Source organism: Winkia neuii subsp. neuii DSM 8576, assembly GCF_000420405.1.
GTDB lineage: Bacteria > Actinomycetota > Actinomycetes > Actinomycetales > Actinomycetaceae > Winkia > Winkia neuii.
In genome coordinates this window covers 47,995-67,451 of record NZ_ATUW01000005.1, presented here as the reverse complement: position 1 = coordinate 67,451, position 19,457 = coordinate 47,995, and the positions used below count along the sequence as shown (strand labels likewise).

General features: G+C 54.9%; 13 protein-coding genes. 6 read left to right on the top strand and 7 right to left on the bottom strand.

The features are described from left to right. Positions 1–21: 21 nt before the first annotated feature. The gene (locus G437_RS0105980) at positions 22–1,233 is read left to right on the top strand and encodes an MFS transporter (RefSeq protein ID WP_024331665.1); all 1,212 of its coding nucleotides are present in this window, start codon (positions 22–24) and stop codon (positions 1,231–1,233) included. 78 nt (positions 1,234–1,311) lie between these two features. Next, positions 1,312–3,228: a solute carrier family 23 protein gene (locus G437_RS0105975; RefSeq protein WP_024331664.1), complete on the top strand. Its 1,917-nt coding sequence runs from the start codon at positions 1,312–1,314 to the stop codon at positions 3,226–3,228. A 66-nt stretch (positions 3,229–3,294) separates the two neighbouring features. On the opposite strand, the gene G437_RS0105970 is transcribed toward G437_RS0105975, so the two are convergent. The 5 genes from G437_RS0105970 to G437_RS0105950 all read right to left on the bottom strand — a co-directional run bounded on the left by G437_RS0105970 (position 3,295) and on the right by G437_RS0105950 (position 8,971). Further along, positions 3,295–3,837, bottom strand: a complete 543-nt coding sequence (locus tag G437_RS0105970) for a MerR family transcriptional regulator (protein ID WP_024331663.1) — start codon at positions 3,835–3,837, stop codon at positions 3,295–3,297. A 138-nt stretch (positions 3,838–3,975) separates the two neighbouring features. Beyond that, positions 3,976–4,701 (bottom strand): transcriptional regulator FtsR, encoded by a 726-nt coding sequence (gene ftsR, locus G437_RS10570; protein ID WP_024331662.1) that lies wholly within the window; start codon positions 4,699–4,701, stop codon positions 3,976–3,978. After that, positions 4,698–5,129 carry an FHA domain-containing protein gene (locus G437_RS0105960; protein WP_024331661.1) on the bottom strand — a complete coding sequence of 144 codons (432 nt, stop codon included), beginning with the start codon at positions 5,127–5,129 and terminating at the stop codon, positions 4,698–4,700. The genes ftsR and G437_RS0105960 overlap by 4 nt, the downstream gene beginning before the upstream one ends. 81 nt (positions 5,130–5,210) lie before the next feature. Next, positions 5,211–7,655 carry an aminopeptidase N gene (pepN, locus tag G437_RS0105955; protein ID WP_024331660.1) on the bottom strand — a complete coding sequence of 815 codons (2,445 nt, stop codon included), beginning with the start codon at positions 7,653–7,655 and terminating at the stop codon, positions 5,211–5,213. Then, positions 7,655–8,971: a cation:proton antiporter gene (locus G437_RS0105950; protein WP_024331659.1), complete on the bottom strand. Its 1,317-nt coding sequence runs from the start codon at positions 8,969–8,971 to the stop codon at positions 7,655–7,657. The genes pepN and G437_RS0105950 overlap by 1 nt, the downstream gene beginning before the upstream one ends. 69 nt (positions 8,972–9,040) lie before the next feature. Here G437_RS0105950 and G437_RS0105945 point away from each other — a divergent pair, with 69 nt between their 5' ends. Together G437_RS0105945 and G437_RS0105940 are read left to right on the top strand one after the other, a co-directional pair. Next, the gene (locus tag G437_RS0105945; protein ID WP_231782373.1) at positions 9,041–9,604 is read left to right on the top strand and encodes a DUF3000 family protein; all 564 of its coding nucleotides are present in this window, start codon (positions 9,041–9,043) and stop codon (positions 9,602–9,604) included. Beyond that, positions 9,601–10,887, top strand: coding sequence for an HRDC domain-containing protein (locus tag G437_RS0105940; protein WP_024331657.1), 1,287 nt, complete (start codon positions 9,601–9,603; stop codon positions 10,885–10,887). The genes G437_RS0105945 and G437_RS0105940 overlap by 4 nt, the downstream gene beginning before the upstream one ends. Here the strand turns inward: G437_RS0105940 and dxs are convergent. Further along, positions 10,873–12,789 (bottom strand): 1-deoxy-D-xylulose-5-phosphate synthase, encoded by a 1,917-nt coding sequence (dxs, locus tag G437_RS0105935; protein WP_024331656.1) that lies wholly within the window; start codon positions 12,787–12,789, stop codon positions 10,873–10,875. The two genes, G437_RS0105940 and dxs, sit on opposite strands and share 15 nt — an antisense overlap. A 149-nt stretch (positions 12,790–12,938) precedes the next feature. On the opposite strand from dxs, the gene G437_RS0105930 reads away from it, so the two are divergent. Together G437_RS0105930 and G437_RS0105925 are read left to right on the top strand one after the other, a co-directional pair. Beyond that, on the top strand, positions 12,939–14,924 hold the full coding sequence (locus tag G437_RS0105930) for an alpha/beta hydrolase family protein (protein ID WP_029769369.1): 1,986 nt from the start codon (positions 12,939–12,941) through the stop codon (positions 14,922–14,924). 74 nt (positions 14,925–14,998) lie between these two features. Then, positions 14,999–16,732 (top strand): chloride channel protein, encoded by a 1,734-nt coding sequence (locus G437_RS0105925; RefSeq protein WP_024331655.1) that lies wholly within the window; start codon positions 14,999–15,001, stop codon positions 16,730–16,732. Here G437_RS0105925 and acnA read toward each other — a convergent pair whose 3' ends face one another. Beyond that, a complete protein-coding gene (gene acnA / locus G437_RS0105920) occupies positions 16,733–19,405 on the bottom strand; it encodes an aconitate hydratase AcnA (protein ID WP_024331654.1) in 2,673 nt (890 codons plus the stop codon). Positions 19,406–19,457 lie beyond the last annotated feature (52 nt).

The window sequence follows — 19,457 nt, the reverse complement described above, 5'->3', positions numbered from 1 at the left end:
GTACTTTTTAGCGAAGCGGAAATGTCAGTTTACAAGCAATTATTCTCTATCCCCGGAGCTGCGCGGTTTTCGTTGGCGGGAGCACTAGCTCGCTTCCCCATGGCCATGACCAATTTGGCCGTGATCATGATGATCACCTCGATGTACAAAGATTATGCCCTAGCTGGGCGGCTGTCTGCTGTTGCTGCGGTGAGCTTTGCCCTCATGGTCCCACAGCTTTCGCGACTTGTAGACATATACGGTCAAGCCAAGATCATGTTCCCCTCTGTCCTGCTTTCTGCGTGTTCTTTCACCGGATTAGCAATAACTGCGCAAGTAGGCGGTCCACGTCCGCTTCTATACCTGCTCACCATTGTGGGAGCTGGATTTTCCGGTTCCATTGGGGCCCTGGTTCGAGCTAGGTGGGCCTACGTATTGAAAGAGCCTGGAAAACTTCAGAGCGCCTTCGCGTTAGAGGCTACCTTTGACGAGGTCATCTTTATTGTGGGACCCGTTCTAGCCACCGTCCTTGCAACCGAAATACACGGTACCGCGGGCATATTTGCCACGGCGATAATATCCGTGGTTGGCGCATTTTTACTGTTCCCCCAGCGGGATACCGAACCAGTCCCCTCGGGGCGTAAACCAGCCCCTACTACCCCATCTAAGCCGTTGCTGAAGAACCGCACCCTGCTGATGCTAATGGTCGTCTACATAGCAATGGGAGCTATCTTTGGCGGCCTTGACGTTTCCTGCGTAGCCTTCGCCAGTGAAAGCGGCTGGCCCTCGGGAGCCGGAGTAATACTGGCCGCGATGTCCATTGGCTCGCTGATAGCTGGGCTGATTTACGGCGCCCGTTCCTGGAAACCATCGATTTTAAAACTTTACCTGTTGGGGGTCGCTTTCTTGGGAATCGGCTGTTCGATACTGCAGTTTGCGCCCTCGGTAGTATGGTTCATAATTCTTGTCTTTATTACCGGTTCAGCTTTTGCTCCTACAGCCACCAACGTCATGACCATGGTCTCGCAGGCCGTCCCCAGCTCACGCCTGACCGAATCTATGGCTTGGATGGTCACCGCCTCCAACGTAGGTGCCTCCATCGGCTCAGCAGTAGGCGGGCAGGCAATTCAGAACTCTGGCGCTCACGGAGGTCTATTCACTGTCGCCGTATCCGGCTGGGCAATGGTCATATTGGCACTACTCACAGCCCCCTACCTGCGCAAGACCAGAAACAACGCGTTGCGCGTTCTGTAGGGGCAAGATCACAGGAAGCGGATTTGGGGTTAGGCTTTCCCGTTAGCCAAACTATGGGTAAGAACGTAAAGGAGCCCCATGGCAACTGTAAAACACCCCGTCAATCAAGTTCCTGCGCCCGGTAAACTGACAATGCTCGGACTCCAGCACGTGCTGGCGTTTTATGCAGGTGCAGTCATAGTTCCCCTTTTGATCGCTCAGTCGCTCAAGCTGGATGCGGCCACCACCATTCACCTTATTAATGCCGACCTGCTTACCTGCGGCTTAGCAACGCTTATTCAGTCAGTAGGTATTGGCAAGTGGGTAGGCGTGCGGCTACCCATTATTCAGGGCGTAACCACTACGGCGGTTGCGCCCATCATTGCAGTTGGATTAGGTGTGAGTGGCGGAAAGGGCGGAGTACAATCGTTGCCGGCAATCTACGGCGCAATTATTGTATCTGGCCTATTCACATTCTTTGCAGCCCCACTTTTTGCAAAGCTGGTGCGCTTTTTCCCATCTGTAGTCACGGGTTCCGTGCTGTTAGTTATGGGTACTTCCCTATTGGCAGTATCTGCCAACGATTTCACAAACTACGCTAAGTCAGTTCCGCAGATAAAAGACCTCGCCTACGCCTTCGGTACTCTGGCCGTAATAGTTTTGGCGCAGCGCTTTTTGCGTGGGTTTTTAGGTACTATCGCCGTACTGATCGGCTTGGTTGGCGGAACAGGAGTGGCTCTTCTTCTGGGCGATGCAAACCTCCAGAAGGTGGCTAGTGCAGACTGGGTGGGGGTAACTACCCCGTTTTACTTCGGCATGCCCCAGTTCAACATCTCTGCGATCGTCTCGCTAGTAATCGTCATGATCATTACTATGGTCGAAACTACCGGTGACGTGTTCGCCACAGGTGAGATTGTGGGAAAGCGAATTCGAAAGATCCACATAACTCGAGCTCTCCGGGCAGACGGGATTTCCACCCTGCTCGGTGGCATAATGAACTCTTTTCCCTACACCTGTTTTGCGCAAAACGTAGGACTGGTCCGCATCACACGCGTGAAATCGCGTTGGGTGGCAGCTGCCGCGGCAGGCTTTATGATCTTACTGGGGCTTCTGCCTAAGGCCGGTGCGATAGTGGCGTCAATTCCCTCCCCGGTATTAGGCGGGGCATCCTTGGCGCTGTTTGCAAATGTCGCCTACGTAGGTTTGCAAACGATCGCTAAAACCGATCTTTCGGATAATCGCAATGCTGTAATCGTGACGACCTCGCTTGGGCTTGCGATGCTTGTGTCTTTCAAGCCTGATATTGCCAACGCGTTCCCCTCCTGGGCACAAATTTTCCTTTCTTCTGGCATGACCATCGGAGCTATAACCGCAATAATTTTGAACCTGCTTTTCTTCCACGTGGGTAAACAAAAAAGCACTTCTCTTGCAGAAACTGCCGAGGGCAAAGAGGTTTCGATCGAAGAAATCAACCAGATGAGCCGCGAGGACTTCGTAGCGACTTTGCGCACTTTATTCAACAACAAAACCTGGCCGTTAGAAGAAGCCTGGCAGTCGCGTCCGTTCAAGAATGCTGTAGAACTGCGCGGAGCGATCCAAACTGCGGTGCTAACTGGATCCGAGCCCCTGCGTGAGGAGCTAATTCACGATTACCCGGATATGGCCCAACTAATTCTGGCTTCCCCTGAAGAAGCTGCTGTAATAGCTCGTGATCGTGGTTCACTAGGCCTTGAGCGTCTAGACGATACTAAAAAGGCCAAGCTTGAATCTGTCAGCCAGGAATACCAAAAGCGCTTTGGCATGCCGTTCGTTGCCTGTCTAGGTACGGCAGATACTGTCGATTCCATAATTGCCGAGGGCGTGCGGAGGCTCGAGAACTCCCCCGCCCAAGAACACCGAGTGGCCTTGAGTCAAATTGTTGAAGTAGCAAACGACAGATTCGACATTCTGATGGCGAACGCAAATCCAATTAGGTCTTCCTGGGATCGTAAATTCACGCAGGTGGAAGACGACTAGCAGTAAGCAAATATATTCTAAGGAGGGGCGAACCGGTAGTTCGCCCCTCCTTAGAAACCTGCCAAGTTAGCCGGCGTGCTTTTGCGCCCGGCGCAAAGCCAATTCGTCTACTACTGCGGGCCCCTGCGCAGAGTCAGAAGGCAACTCCGAGAGCGTCCCTTCCACCTCACGCCAAACGCGTCCGACCGCGATGCCAAACACTCCCTGGCCGCCTTGCACCAAATCTATTACTTCGTTGGCATTAGTACACACGTAGACCGAAGCCCCATCAGACATAAGCGTAATCTGAGCCAAGTCCTCGACGCCCCACTCTTTTAGAGCAGCGATCGCCTGGCGAATTTGTTGCAACGAAACGCCGGTATCCAGCAGCCGCTTTACAACTTTTAATACAAGAATGTCGCGGAACGAATAAAGGCGTTGCGAGCCCGAACCGCGCGCTCCCCTAACGGATGGTTCCACGAGCTTTGTGCGCGCCCAGTAGTCAAGTTGCCTGTAGGTGATGCCTGCGGCCTTGCAGGCGGTGGGGCCACGGTAGCCGGCGTTGGGATCAAGTTCGGGCAGGCCGTCGTTGAATAACAGTGGTTGCCGACGTTCGGGGAATGCGACCATGGCCGTAGGGCTCCTTCTGAATAATAAGGGGATAACAAGCTCTAGATTAGTTGCCCCCGGCACCACGGGTCAACGACACACGCGCAAAGTCTGAACCTTAACTTGAAAGTTACCTTTTGTTGCATGGCGAGGTGGAATCTAGTACGAACTGGACTGGTTCGTGCCGCGGCACACCAGGTGCTTCAATAGGGTGCTCATCTGGGACGACAAAGCAATCGCCTGTTCAGCTCCGGCCTCCCCCTTGTCCGTTACAACGTGGTCGATAAGCTCGCAGGCTCGTTCAGCTGCTACTCGAACAGAACGCAAATTACGCGTAGAAATACCAGCCTCGTTTAAAGCCTTTACTGAGCGAACTATGTCTAAAGCCGACTTGTCGAAACGGCCACACAATTGCAAGTTTATGAGTCCTGCCGAAACCATGGCCTCCAGAGAATCGGAGTCGACACCGGTGAGGGAGCTAAGCTCTGCAACAGTAAGAGTGCCGTCGGCACGAGCCGGCGCAACTACTTCGCCCCCATCTGAAATCACGCGAGCAACGGGCACTGGAGCAATGTCGTATCCTGAATCCATTTTGGCTAGCTGGGCGGCAATCACCCGGATGGGCTTGTACCTGTCGCGCTGCTCAGTAAGACAATAACGGATCCGTGCCACGTCGGCCTCTGAATACTTTCGGTACCCCGATCCAGAGCGCGTTGGGGAGACGATTTTCTGCTCTTCCAAAAAACGCACTTTAGAAACGCTGAGCGAAGGGAACTCTTTCTTTAGCCTGCTCACCACCTGGCCGATAGAAAAGCAGACGGTACGGTCGACTCCTCGCGGCCACGGCTCAATTTGTTCAGGCTTAGATTTCCTAACAGCACTCACTTAGTAACACCAGAAGGATGGAAAGTCATGCGATATTTGCCAATCTGCACCTCGTCCCCCGCGTTTAGCACTGCAAAGTCAGTGCGTTCGCGATTTACGTAAGTCCCATTCAGCGAACCTGCATCGCGCACTGCCCACTCCTGCCCCTCTAACGTGAACACAGCATGTTTACGCGAGACAGTGACATCGTCTAGAAAGATGTCGGACTTCGTGGAGCGACCAGCAGTGGTATCGGAATGGTCCAGCAAGAACCTAGCACCAGAGTTTGGGCCACGGTGCACAACCAGTAGGGCTGAACCTTCGGGCAGCGCATCTACAGCAGCCTGTGCGGCAGCGCTAAGCGGGACTCGCTCAATCTTTTCGTCAGCCGGCTTAGAGCCGAAAATCGCAGTTGACTGAGGATCCTCATCGCCAAATGGTAAACCCATCTTTTCCTGCTTCCTAAGTGCCAATGTATATACCGACTATGTTACTAAATGATAACGGCGAGAGGGAAGTCGACCAAAACACTAAGCCCATTTGTTTTGAATACGAACCCGCCTGCGAGCTTCGTCTAGGTCTTCAACCATTACTCGTGCCAGCGTTGCGGGTAGATCGCCAACCCATTCCTGCCAGGCCGCGAGCACAGGAGGATTGTCTGTGCCATCGGTATCGATGTTGTGCGGGGTTAGGGTGTGGGCAATTCTAGTTGCAATCTGAATCACGCGCCTCGGCCAAAGCTCCTTAGCAAGATTTAGATCGGCAACTGCCTGTTTCGGCTCGGTCACCGCTCGCCCCGCAAGTTCTACGCCCTCCATAAGGGCGTCTATGGTCGCGTTCGTGGCCTGCTCGTCCTCAACAATGCGTTTCTTAGCTTTGGCCGGATCCAAGGCAGCCAGTACCGTGAGGAACCGCTGGCGTGAGCGACCCGTGTCTGAGCTGGCAAGCTTCATCTGTGCCTGTTCCCGGGTTATCGAACCAACTTTCGCTGCTAGTGCCAGCAGCCGCCAATCGTCGTCTTCGGTGAGCCCGTACCCGCTTGCAACCTCGGCAATAATTTCCTCGTCTCCGGCAATCGCGGCTAGCTCCGCCGCGCATTTTGCCCAAGCTGCCTTCGCCTGGCCTAGAGGGGCATCGCCTGCGATTTGCAGGCAGTTGCGAGCTGCCTTTAGTGCGAGCTGCTCGCGCTCAGCCGGGGAAGTATAACTGGAGAGAGCTTTTTGAGTTTGGCTCAACAAAGTCTCGAGAACCGTTCCTCTCTCGCCAGGTCCTGCACTCAGCACTGCCGAGGTGAACGCCGCGGGCGAAAGTACCCCGTCGCGGACTTCTTGCCAGGCAGAGGCCCAGAGAGCAGCCCTGGCAGAGTTTTCCTGTAACGAGCGAAGCACGTCAGCCAAGTTCTCGCGAACAGTATTGGTCAAACCGCAGTGCGCATAAGTTAAATCGTCTTGGTTCAGTACTACCCAATCTCCCTTATTTTCAAGGGTTACTGAACTTCCCGAGAGCTCAACCTGTTCCTTTGCTAGGCGGGCACCAGTCTTGTCAAAAAAGCCCACATTTAAAACGTGAGGGCGCGTGTCAGAACTCGTACGCACCACCTGCCCGTCGCGCACCTCTAAAAAGGAGGGGCCGGTGGTAGTCAGCCACGTTTTCACCCAGCTATCCAAGTCGCGTCCGCTAGTTAGCTCCAGTGCCTTAGTTAGATCCGACATTTCAGTGTTGCCAAAGGCATGGTCCGAGAAATACTTGCGCGCCCCGGCGACGAACGCATCCGGGCCGACGTAGGCGACCAACTGCGCGAGGGCGGCGGCGCCTTTTGCGTACGAGATACCGTCAAAGTTCTGCTTTGCCTCATCCACGTCGACAATACTGGCTTGGATGGGGTGGGTAGTGGGGAGCTGGTCTGCCTGCAGCGCCCAAGTTTTGCGGGCGACCGCAAAGGAAGACCATGCATCCTTAAATTCGGTTGCTGCTATTAGAGCCGAGTATCCCTCGTGGTCGGCGAACGATTCCTTGAGCCACAGACCATCCCACCACTTCGGGGTTACCAGGTCCCCAAACCACATGTGGGCCATCTCGTGCATAAGAGTGTTGGCGAGTTTCTCGCGTTCGGCCTCAGTTGGACCGCCAAGACGCAAATATTTTTCGTTAAAGGTTACGCAACCGGGATTTTCCATTGCTCCCAGGTTGTATTCGGGCACAAAAATCTGGTCGTATTTGCCCCACGGGTAGTCAAACTGGTACCGCTCGTGGTAGAAGTCCAACCCGGCTTTAGTCCAGGTTTCAATATCTTCAGCTGGCAGAGAATCGGCGAGTTCACGCCTACAAAAAGCCCGCAGTGGCACTTCGATGTTTTCTTTGCCACCGTGCCAAGTACCCAAATCGATCTGGGCGTAAGGTCCGGCGACAACCGCTGTGAGATAGGAAGACAGCGGGGGCGTTTGTTTGAACACATGCCGGATGCCGCCTGCTACAGGCTCCTGCGACACCTCTGCCCCGCCCGTGAGAATAGTCCAGTCGGCCGGCCCGTCGATTGTGAAGTTCCAACGAGCTTTCAGATCGGGCTGGTCTAGGCACGGATAAACAGCACGGGCGTCGGCTGGCTCATATTGGGTGTACAGGTAGGTTTCGCCCTGCGCATCCTGATATCGGTGTAACCCCTGCCCAGTGTGGGAATATGTCATCTTCGCACGCACCCGCACCTGGTGGCGGCCTGGGCCTAGATTAGTAATCCACAACTGGTGCTCATCCTGATGCCAATTAGGCTCTACTGAATCCACCTCAACGGCCTCGACTATGCCCTCCTGCACATCTAGGGCCAACCAGTCCTCGGTGAGCTCAACTTGCAGACATACGGCTACTGGGAAGTGGTTGTCCGCCTCTTTGGCGCCCGTCAAATCCAGGTAGACGGACTGGGTGTCCACTTTCGCGGTGGCGCTGCGTTTACCTGCTAGAACGCGGGTGAGTTTGGACATTACTGCTCCTTCTTTCGCTTTTGCGAGGCGGATTTTTGCTCAGCTTTAATCTGCTTACCTATTGTTACACTTGCCTTGCCCGAAGGCTTGGCCGGTTTAGATTTTTCAGCTCGAGCCTTGTTTTTTGCCAAGATCTCGGCGCCGGGAACGTGGTCGGTAATATAAGCCAACAGCGGCATGAGTAGTACTGAGGCAGTTCCTGCAATCACTAATGTAGAAGCAGTCTTCTGGCTCATGGCATCGGCTAACTGGGCCACGTGTGTCACAGCAACGATAATAGGCAATGCAGTGGTCGAATACAGGCCAACTGTAACCTTTTGACGGTTCGTCAGCTGGCGCTCCAGATCTGAGGGTGCCAAGAACGTAGATAAAAATACTGGTAGCCCGCGCACTCCTATTAAGAAAATTAGAAAGGTCGCCGCGCCAGCCGGCGAATCTAAAAGAGCTGCCGGATCGACTTCCATGCCCGAAACGATAAAGAAGGTAGGAATGAAGAAGCCGTAGGCCAATCCGTCCAGTTTTTGCTCCAATTCGGCGCGTCCGTTGGGCAGGGCTTGCCGCATCACGAATCCTGCGGCAAAAGCTCCTAGAACTATGTCTAGGCCAAGGCTGGAAGCAAGGGCCACCAGACCTACCAGGAGGACAAGCATGATACGCACAGTAGCTTGGGCTGTAGTCTCGGCCCCCCAATTAATGCCTGCAATTATGCGTCCTCCAAATTTTTGAAATGGTTTCGGAATAACTGCTAAGAGGACAGACAGGGTCAAAAATAGCCCTAAAAGCGTTGCCGACACCCAAGTCGCGCGGTAGCCAAGCAGCAGCGCCATGGCGATTACTGGGCCGAGCTCCCCGACCGCCCCATGAGCCAAAACTAGCTTTCCCACGGGACGGGCTGTAGCGCCGCGTTCTTTTAGCACGGGCAGCAAAGTGCCTATTGCCGTTGAGGTCATAGCAATAGCTATCGCAGCTCCCTCAACCGAGAACGGGTCTACTTTATGCCTAACAACAACCACTACGAACCCCAGCGACAGCGAAACTAGCCACACCAGGGAAGCCTTAATTCCCTTGCCCTCTTTTAGATCCTGCGGGTTGATCTCGAAGCCGGCGAGCAGAAATAGGAATGCGACCCCAAGCTCACGCAGCAACGACAGCTCAGGACCGACCTCAACTAGCGCCAAAGCATAAGGGCCTATCAGCATGCCGCCGGCCAGCAGAAACACGACCTCGGGAATAACGCCGCGACAAAGGATCTTCGAGCAAATAGGCGCGGCCATAGCAACACCCACAACTAGGAATAGTTGGGTAAGTACGTTCATGTGCTTCTCCTAGCCCTCTAGACGATCCTATGCACATTTGTACGAGCTGCAAAAGATTAGGCTATCGGCGTGGGACGGGGGAAAACCTCTGTAAAGAAGGCTACATTGTGGTATGTGAACGAGCAGCCCCCGCAGGAGTTTGTCGAAGCATTACTCTCGCTTAGACAGACTGGCAAAAAGTCTAGATGGCAGATCCAAGAGGTACCTGCCCCTGCTAACTTGGCGCCGTTTTCTGCCGCACTCGCACTTGCTGGCGAGGGCGTTCACGCCCGCTTCGTGGTGCTTTACGACCCTCAGGGGCAACCGGGTTGGGAGGGGCACTTCAGGATTGCAATAATGGCGCGCAGCGAGATTGAATACGAGTTTGCCTCGGACCCACTGCTCGCTGACGTTGTCTGGGCATGGCTCGGCGAAGCTTTAGACGAGGCTGGAGCCGGCAGGCACGCCATCACTGGTACCGTAACCCGCACCGAATCGCAGTCTTTTGGGCCACTGCAGTTACTTGGCGGGCGGTTACACGTTGAACTGAGGGCGTCGTGGAGCCCTAATAGTCAAATTTTGGGACCTCAATTGCAGGCGATAGATTACTTATTGATGTCGCTAACCGGAACTCAATTGCACGAGGTCGTATGAACGAGGAAGCTGCCAAAAAGCTGGTCGAACGCCACGCCCAAAGGTTGCCGGTCGACGGGCAAGCTGGCATTGAAGCAGCCCGGCAGGGTGTTAGCGAGGTCGAACTGGTACGCGCTCCGGCCGAGGGCATTCCCGAAGTAGTCTCGGAGTATTGGCAGATCGAAGAGGTGGGCAGAAGGCTGGCAAAGGGGCGTGGTCCTGTTGCCTTTGACGCCGAACGTGCCTCGGGGTTTACTTATTCTCAACGGGCATATCTGGTACAAATTAGGCGCGAGGGCGCGGGCTCTTTTTTGGTTGATCCCGTTCGCTCTGGGGATCTCTCCCCCATAGATTCGGCCTGTCAGGGAGCTGAATGGATTCTGCATGCGGCCGACCAAGATTTGCCGTGTCTGGCCCAAGTTGGGATGCTTCCGGATCAGCTCTTCGATACAGAAGTTGCCGCCCAGTTGTTAGGGCTCGACCATATTGGGCTCGCAGCAGTTTGCGAATACGCTCTAGGTAAGTCATTGCTCAAAGATCATCAGGCCGACGACTGGTCGAAGCGTCCCCTCCCCAAAGACTGGCTGCGCTACGCCGCCCTCGACGTGGAGCTACTTATTCCATTGCGCAACAAACTCTCGAGGGCACTCCAACTTGCTGGCAAGGCTCATTGGGCCCGCCAAGAGATGGAGGCGATCCGTACTGCTCCCCCAAAAGAAGCCCCGGCGGAGCCTTGGCGGAAGGTCCCTGGGGCCGGTAAAGTGCGCACTCCCCGCGGTTTGGAGGTCCTCCGACAGCTGTGGGTCGAGCGCGACGAGGTAGCCCGCGAACTCAATATCGCCCCTACCAAGATATTGCGAAACCAAGCGATGGTGGCTGCCAGCCAGGCTGAAGCGACCTCCCGGCGGCAGCTCCTTTCTATAGGAGCATTCCGGGAAAAGCGCGCCCGCACGCGCATAGCCATTTGGGCGCGGGCGGCGCGGGCGGCTGGGCGCACGGCAGAATCAGCCCTGCCTAAAAAGAAACATAGCTCAGGTAAGGGGCTTCCAGGACGCAGGCAGTGGGCAAAGTTGCGCCCCGGTTCGTCAGAACGGCTCGAGATAGTCCGCTTTTGTGTGCATTCGCTCGCCGACCACCTGAACATCTGGCAGGAAAAACTGCTCGCGCCGGCAGCTCAGAAGGAGCTGGCCTGGGCCTACAACGAGAGCAAGGACGTTGCCGAGATCTTAGAGCATGCCGGCGCCCGGCCTTGGCAGGTCGAAACCATAGCGAGCCTGCTAGATGAGGCCTTAGCTACTCTTTAGACTCTTGAGCGCCCCGGTTATGACGCTCACAACTTGGGGTGGGGTAAGTTCTTGCTCGACTAGTAGCTGGTCTCGGGAGGCGTGCTGCAGGAACTGCTTCGAGATACCAAAATTCTTCACCGGTGTGAAGCAATTGTGTTCTTGCATCCAAGAGGCTAAGACGGCGGCAAATCCTGATTGGGCAAGCCCGTCTTCCAAAGTGACTACTAGATCAGCGTCTCTGGTGGCCTCCCCGAGTCGTGTATCCAAGGGCATTGCCCAAACTGGATCTACCACTCGAACAGAGGCAATATCGGCGAGCTGGCGGGAAACCTCAATCCCCGTTCCAACCAAGGCTCCGAGGGCGATGATCAAGATCTTTGGTCCGTTTGTGCCTGTCTCGGCAACGACCTGTGGGGCGCTGGCGTGAGCCGCCCACTTTCCGCACGCTTCCCCCTCCAGATCACCTAAAGAATCAATGTCGGCACCAATCGAGCCTTTGGGATAGCGCAGCAGCGTAGGGCCGTCTTGCCACGACGTGGCCTCGCGAAGGCACTGGCGTACGCGCACTTCGTCGCGCGGCGCTGCCACGGCCAGACCGGGCACAATTGCACCGATGGAGAGATCCCACATGCCATTGTGCGAAGGCCCGTCTGAGCCCGTAATACCAGCTCTATCTAGCACTACCGTCACGGCTTCTTTGTGTAGCGCCACGTCCATCAAAAGCTGATCGAAGGCCCTATTTAGAAATGTGGAGTAAAGCGCTACCACCGGGTGCTTGCCCCCGTATGACAGACCGGCGGACATGGTCAGCGCATTCTGCTCGGCAATCCCCACGTCGATGACTCGCTCGGGAAACTCTTTGTGCATGGGAAGCAGTCCGACGGGCTGCATCATGGCGGCAACCACTCCAACTATTTTCTCGTCTTCGCGAGCGATCTTCACGATTTCGTCGGCAAATACTGCGGTCCACCCGAATCTAGCCGGCGCGATTGGCAAACCTGTTTCGGGATGTATCTTGCCGACTGCGTGGAAACGGTCGGCAATATCCTGTTCGGCCGGAGTATAGCCGCGTCCCTTTTCGGTGATCGTGTGCACAATAACCGGAGCGCCGTATTCTTTGGCCCTAGCAAAAGCAAATTCGAGAGCAGAAATGTCATGCCCATTTACAGGCCCGGTGTATTTGATCCCCAAGTTTTCGAACATCATGTCGGGAACCAGTACATCCTTCACCCCGGCTTTCAGCCCGTGCAAAGCATCGTAAGCAAGTTCGCCGGGCATGCCCTTAGAGCGGAGGTGTTTCTTTCCCCAATTGAGAGCTTTCTCGTAGCGTGGATTGGTGCGAATTGCATCTAGGTGGTGGGCAAGCCCACCAATGGTAGGGGCGTAAGAGCGGCCATTGTCGTTTACAACGACAATTAGCCGTCCCCCTGCCTCCTCAGCGATAGTGTCTAGAGCTTCCCAAGCCATTCCCCCCGTGAGTGCGCCATCGCCAATAACAGCCACAACCCAGTTTGCGTTGCCGTCAATTTTTCGCGCTCTGGAAATTCCCTCCGCCCACGACAGGGCGGTGGAGGCATGTGAGTTTTCCACAACGTCGTGAGCAGACTCCGAGCGGGACGGGTAGCCGGACAGTCCCCCTCGTTGGCGCAGGTGCGAAAAATCTTGCCTGCCTGTGAGCAGCTTGTGCACGTACGCCTGGTGCCCGGTGTCAAAGACAATAAGGTCGCTCGGGGAATTGAACTGTCGATGCAGAGCGATAGTAAGCTCAACTACGCCCAAATTGGGGCCGAGGTGCCCGCCAGTTTTCGATACGGACTGGACTAAAAAGTGCCGTATTTCTGCTGCCAGCTCGACTGCTTGGGCTGAGTTCAAGCGTTTCAAATCTGCGGGAGACTTGATGTGTTTTAGATGTTCACTCACGTTTCCTCCGACTACCTAGGCACTCCAGTCTAAACGCAGGCGCTAACTGCGTAAAATGCACACCCATGCAATAGTAGATTTTTCTTCCACCTTTTGGCGGCAGTAAACCTCGCGAGCCAAAATTTCTAAATGAGCTCTAAACTAGTGGTATGAGCGAAGAAACATTGCAAGTGGCCCCATACGGATCTTGGCCCTCTGATCTAACCACCGACGTGCTAACTAGGCGCTCCTTCCGCCTCTCGCAGGTGCGAGTTTGCGGCAATGACACTTATTGGGTGGAAACCCGCTCTGCCCAAGAAGGCCGCAATGTACTTCTTCGTAGGCAACTGGATGGGCGAACCGAAGAAATTCTTCCCATGACTGCCGACTCCGAACTGATGGATGTACGGACCCGAGTCCACGAACACGGCGGCAAGGCCTACACCGTTGTAGATAATCTGATTGTTGCCTCCCACGGAGGCGACGGCTGCCTCTACAAGTACGATCTGGAAAACCCCTCTGCCGGTCTGCGCCGTTTGACCCCTAAGGTGGCCTACCGTTTTGCGGACATGACAGTAGATCCCGTGCGCGGCATTGTTTTTGCAGTAATGGAAGATCACACTGATTCTCAAAGAGTAGCCAACAAACTAGTTGCAGTTCCCCTCGATGGGACAGCAGCCCGCGAGGCCTCCAACATCAAGGTGCTCTGGGACAAGGATGATTTTGTGGCCTCCCCTGCCCTTTCAAATGCCGGCGATTTTTTGGCTTTTATCACCTGGAATCACCCGCAAATGAACTGGAACCAGTCTGCCCTCCATGTGGCGCCTCTTACTTTCGAGGGCGACTTCGCCGACCACACCGTACTTTTGGACGATCCTAAGGTGTCCATAACGCAGCCGCGCTGGTCCCTAAAAGACGATCTAATCCACGTCGACGATTCCTCAGGGTGGGCCAACCTCTACCGCACCGAGGGATTTCGTGGCGCCAATACGAGCGAAAATGTCTCTCGCGGCCTCTGGAAGGAGCAACTGCGCACTAGGGCATTGCACCCGGCCACCAAAGCTTTCTCGGCGCCGCAATGGCGATTAGGCTTGCACTCTTACGACAATCTCGACCACGATCACCTGGTAGCTGGGTGGAGTGAAGACGGCAACTTCGCCCTCGGAGCGATACGCCTCGACAATGGCCAACTCGAGACTTGGGAAACAGGCTGGAGCCCCGCCGGCAACGTCTGTTGCGACAACGGTCGGGTAGTTATGTTGGCAGACTCCGCCTACGAGCCGGCCTCCATCGTACAGATTCGACATGCGAAAGCCCAAGTGATTAGGCGGGCAATCGAGTCGCCGCTCCCCAAGGGCGACATTTCGCGCGCGGAAACCTTAACCTGGTCCACATCCGACGGAGCACTGTGTCACGGGTATTTCTTTGCTCCCACCTCGGCAACCTACAAGGGGCCGAAACGCGACAAGCCGCCACTCATCGTCACAGTTCACGACGGCCCCACCAGTGCCCACCGGCCAGGCCTAAATTTGGCGAGGCAATTTTGGACTAACCGGGGCTTTGCTATCCTCGATGTCAACTACCGGGGCTCTACCGGATACGGGCGAGCTTACCGCGACTCACTCCTGGGCAACTGGGGCGTATACGACGTTGACGACTGTATTGCCGGCGCTAAGAGCCTAATTGATCAAGGGAAGGTAGACCCCAAGAAAATTGCTATCCGCGGTTCCAGCGCGGGGGGCATGACAGCTCTGCTGGCGGCCGCTAAGTCCGATGTTTTTACCGCCGTGTGCTCCCGCCACGGCATCACAGATCTAAAGGCACTAAGTACAAAGTTGCACAAATTCGAGTCTGAATACTTAGGGCGACTTCTGGGAGCAGATTCCACCAACGATCCCCGCTGGGAGGAACGTTCTCCCCTGAGCCACGCTGAACAAATCCACGCCCCTGCTTTCTTCGTGCAGGGACGCGCAGACCAAATCGTGCCGGCCGAACAGACGGACGCAATGGCAAAGGCACTGAATAAGAACGGTGCTGTTACGGTTCTAGAATTTGAGAACGAGGGCCATGTGCTTAAATCCGCCGCAGCAATTCGCAAGGCACTGGATTCCGAGCTCGCCTTCTACCGCGAAGTCTGGGGAGTCAAGGAAGCATGAAAGCACCCCGTCTTGGGTTTGTAAGAAATTCGCTTTCCACACTAATTCGGGATCATAGATTTGCACTGGCACTAATGGCGGCCGTTGTAGGGCTGATCTGTGGGCTTGCTTCGATAATATTCCACTGGTGTATAGCCGGATGGACCTACCTAATGACAGGCTATACGGACTACACAACCCACCTGGGTGAGCCGCATGGTTTGCTAGGAGTATCCAAATGGTTCTTGCTCCTAGTTCCAATTATCTCGGCCATAGCCTACGGGCCACTCATCCAAAAATGGGCCCCTACAGCGCGGGGGCACGGTATTCCCGAGATAATGCTTGCGGTAAGACGCAAAGGCGGAGTAATTCCCGGGCGCGTCGCCATAGTAAAAATCGTGGCCTCAGCGCTGACGTTAGGAGGCGGCGGCTCGGTAGGCCGAGAAGGTCCTATCGCCCAAGTAGGTGCCGCTATAGGGTCGAAACTCGCCACTGCTACCGGGCTTCCCACACAGCGCATTATCCTGTTGGCAGGAGTCGGGGCAGGTGCGGGCATCGCAGCTACATTCAACGCTCCTCTGGCCGGCGCAATGTTTGCCCTAGAAGTTATTTTGGTGAAATTTTCTGCCGAAACGTTTGGGATGGCAGTAGTCGCCTCAGTGGCCGCCTCGATCGTCTCGCACTATTTCATTGGTAACGCACCAGTTGTTGCGTTACCGCAAAATCTATCTTGGGAAAGTGACATAGCCCTAGCTCCCGCAGCTGTAGTGGGGATACTGGCAGGCCTCGCGGGACTTGCCTTTTCTAAGATTCTGTACTCTCTTGAGGACGTGGTGAATTGGGCCTACAGGGGTCCTGAATGGGCGCGCCCTGCACTCGGCTCTATCCTGCTTGGAGTTGGGCTATTTTTCTTCCCTTATATGTATGGCTCGGGCTATCCCATTCAAGTTTCCGCCCTAACTGGCAAGTACACCATTCCCCTGCTGATTGCGCTGCTGCTGGCACGCATATTCTTTACCTCTTATACCATCGCAAATGGCGGTTCGGGCGGCGTGTTCGCCCCCTCTCTATTTGTCGGCGCAGTAACCGGGGCTATAGTGGGCCAGGTAATTTCGCCGGAGGATCCGCTATTTATTGGCACATTGGGGGTAATCGGCATGGGTGCGGCGTTCGCGGGTGCGGCGCGCGCTCCCATAACCGCAACTCTAATAATCGTCGAAATGACTGGCCAATACGACCTAATCTTGCCGGTTATGTTAGCAGTTGTTATTGCCGTTGGGATCTCGCGCTTTTTGACCCGAGAAACGATTTACACGGCAAAGCTGATTCGCCGCGGGGACACCCTAGATGAGCCCGTAGATCACACGCTCGTAGGCAGGCACAGTGCGCGCGAGCTGATGGAACCGGTACCTCTAACTCTCGCGGCGGCAGACTCGGCTACCAGTGCGCTAAGGCAACTTCACCGCACCGGTGAATCTACTGCCCTGGTAGAAGATAACCACGGAGGTTTCGTTGGACTGGCAACTCCCCTAGCGCTCAGCGCCGTCCATGGTCTGGACCGCGACGCCCACGTCGGGGATGCCAGTTTAGATACTTCCCACGTCTTAGCGGGCGATTTGCCCTCTGAAGTTCTCTCCGTACTGTTGAGCTCACGCATGGATGCCCTGCCTGTAATTGAAGATGGGCGGGCCATAGGGTGGATATCGCAGAGGGCGCTTGTCTCGCGCATGTACCGCGAACAGCGGCGCGCAATAGCCGCGGGCAAGCAATCCTCCTGGGGGTCTCGATGGCTAGAAAAGCATCCCGGCGCCAAGCGGTATTTCAAATGATTAGCTAGTGAGCTTCCGAAGCACGTAGGGCAGTATGCCCCCGTTGCGGTAATATTTGGCTTCCCCGGGAGTGTCAATTCTAACAATCGCCTCGAAGGTGATTGGCTTTAGCGTTCCCCTATTAGCTGTAACCGTAACTGTGCGCGGAATGGTCCGATTTAGCGCCTCGAGCCCTGTTATATCGAACCTTTCGTTGCCGGTTAGGCCCAAGCTGTCCGCAGTCTGCCCACTTGGAAACTGCAAGGGAAGCACTCCCATACCAATCAGATTAGACCGGTGGATGCGTTCGTAAGAGGCTGCAATCACAGCCTTTACACCAAGGAGCAAAGTGCCCTTTGCCGCCCAGTCTCTAGAGGACCCGGAGCCGTATTCTCGTCCTCCTAAAATTACTAAGGGAACTCCCGCCTCCCGGTAGTGTTGGGAGGCCTCGAAGATACTTTCCTGAGGCCCGCCTGGACGAGTAAAGTCGCGCGTGAAACCTCCCTCTACCCCGTCTAAAAGCTGATTTTTTATACGGATATTGGCAAAGGTACCCCGCATCATAACCTCATGGTTGCCGCGCCTCGAACCGTAGGAGTTAAACTCCGTCCGTCGCAATCCATGCGAAAGCAAATACTTTCCCGCTGGGGAGGAAGACGCAAATTGCCCCGCCGGCGAAATATGATCGGTAGTCACAAAATCGCCCAATTTCAGCAAAACTCGAGCCCCCTCAATGTCTTCGACGTCGGCTGGTTGGCGGTCCATATCCGCAAAGAAATGGGGCTTGCGTATATAGGTCGACTCCGGATCCCAGGAAAATAATTTCCCACTTTCTACCTCAAGGTTTCGCCATCTTTCATCCCCACTAAAAACGTCTGCGTAGTCGGAGACATACATAGACCTGTCAATGCTGGTGGCGACCACCTTTTCCACCTGGGATGCGCTAGGCCAAATGTCAGTTAGGAAGATCTTGGTACCGTCTGGACGCGTTCCCAGGGGATCTTTAGCGAAGTCGAAATCCATGGTTCCCGCCAGAGCATAGGCAATTACCAGCGGTGGAGAAGCCAAATAGTTCATCTTTACATCGGGGTTAATTCTTCCTTCGAAATTACGGTTTCCGGAAAGTACTGAAACCACCGCTAGATCACGTTCGGAAACAGCCTGTGAAACCTCTGGTAGCAGCGGCCCAGAATTCCCAATACAGGTAGTGCAACCGTAACCCACCAGATTGAATCCAAGAGCGTCCAAATATTTCCACAAGCCGGCCTCGCGATAGTAGTCGGTAACTACCTTTGAGCCCGGAGCCATAGTTGTTTTTACCCACGGCTTAGAAGTCAGACCTGCTTCGACTGCATTTTTTGCAAGTAGGCCGGCCGCTACCATAACTGACGGATTCGAAGTATTTGTGCAAGAAGTAATCGAGGCTATAGCTACTGCACCGTTATTTAGAGTGTATTTCTTCCCTCCGAGGTCGATTTCAGTAGGTTGGTCGGCCGTTGCGGTATATGTGGGAGTTAGAACTTGTTTGAAGGCCTGCTTTGCCCTACGTAGTTCAATTCGATCCTGGGGGCGCTTAGGTCCTGCAATCGAAGGGACTACGGTGGCTAGGTCTAACTCTAAATATTCCGAATACTGCACCTGCCTTTGGGGATCGTGCCAAAGCCCCTGTGCTTTAGCGTAGGCCTCTACCAAGTCGACTGTCTCTTCGCTCCGGCCAGTTATCCGCAGGTAGTCAACCGTAACCCGATCTATTGGGAATATTGCAGCCGTAGAGCCAAATTCCGGGGACATATTGCCTATAGTGGCCCTATTTGCTAAGGGCACAGAACTTACCCCCTCTCCGTAAAACTCGACAAACTTCCCCACCACGCCGTGTTCACGCAACATCTGCGTTATAGTCAAGACCACATCCGTCGCAGTAGCCCCGGGCGGTATAGCACCTTTGAGCTTGAAGCCAACAACCGGCGGTATCAGCATCGACACGGGCTGACCGAGCATTGCCGCTTCTGCCTCAATACCGCCAACTCCCCAGCCCAACACCCCAAGGCCGTTAACCATGGTGGTGTGTGAATCGGTACCAACACACGTGTCCGGATACGCCAGCACCTGCCCATCTACCGTGTCGGTGAACACTCCCCTAGCCAAATACTCAATATTTACCTGGTGAACGATGCCGGTCCCTGGCGGAACCACCTTGAAATTGGCAAACGCACCTTGCCCCCAACGCAAAAACTGATAGCGCTCGCGGTTGCGTTCGTACTCGGCGTCAACGTTGTGTTCGAACGACTGCGAGCTTCCAAAAGAATCAATTATGACTGAGTGGTCGATCACCATCTCGGCAGGTACCTGGGGGTTTATACGCTCAGGATCGCCACCCAGCTCCTGAACCGCCTCGCGCATAGTCGCCAGATCCACTATGCAAGGCACTCCAGTGAAATCCTGCATCAACACTCTCGCAGGGGTAAATTGAACCTCGGTTTTGTCACCCGCGCCAGGCTGCCAATTTGCCAGGCGAGCAATTTGGTCGGCGCTAACATTTTCCCCATCTTCGTTTCGCAGCAGATTCTCGGCTAGAATTTTCAGACAAAACGGCAGCTTTTCGAGGCCAGGGACACTATTCAGAGAAAAGATTTGGTAACGTTTTCCTCCGACCTTCAGCTCTTGCTTAGCCTGAAAACTATCTAGAGATTTCACGGCGGCCTCCTTCGAAAGATGCGCTGATATCTTGATATCAAGATATATTTAA

What these genes read in the sequence shown, in the direction of transcription:
- G437_RS0105980 (WP_024331665.1), top strand. Translation starts at nt 22, where the DNA reads ATGTCAGTTTACAAGCAATTATTCTCTATCCCCGGAGCTGCGCGGTTT.
- G437_RS0105975 (WP_024331664.1), top strand. Translation starts at nt 1,312, where the DNA reads ATGGCAACTGTAAAACACCCCGTCAATCAAGTTCCTGCGCCCGGTAAA.
- G437_RS0105970 (WP_024331663.1), bottom strand. Translation starts at nt 3,837, where the DNA reads ATGGTCGCATTCCCCGAACGTCGGCAACCACTGTTATTCAACGACGGC.
- G437_RS0105960 (WP_024331661.1), bottom strand. Translation starts at nt 5,129, where the DNA reads ATGGGTTTACCATTTGGCGATGAGGATCCTCAGTCAACTGCGATTTTC.
- pepN (WP_024331660.1), bottom strand. Translation starts at nt 7,655, where the DNA reads ATGTCCAAACTCACCCGCGTTCTAGCAGGTAAACGCAGCGCCACCGCG.
- G437_RS0105950 (WP_024331659.1), bottom strand. Translation starts at nt 8,971, where the DNA reads ATGAACGTACTTACCCAACTATTCCTAGTTGTGGGTGTTGCTATGGCC.
- G437_RS0105940 (WP_024331657.1), top strand. Translation starts at nt 9,601, where the DNA reads ATGAACGAGGAAGCTGCCAAAAAGCTGGTCGAACGCCACGCCCAAAGG.
- G437_RS0105930 (WP_029769369.1), top strand. Translation starts at nt 12,939, where the DNA reads ATGAGCGAAGAAACATTGCAAGTGGCCCCATACGGATCTTGGCCCTCT.
- G437_RS0105925 (WP_024331655.1), top strand. Translation starts at nt 14,999, where the DNA reads ATGGCGGCCGTTGTAGGGCTGATCTGTGGGCTTGCTTCGATAATATTC.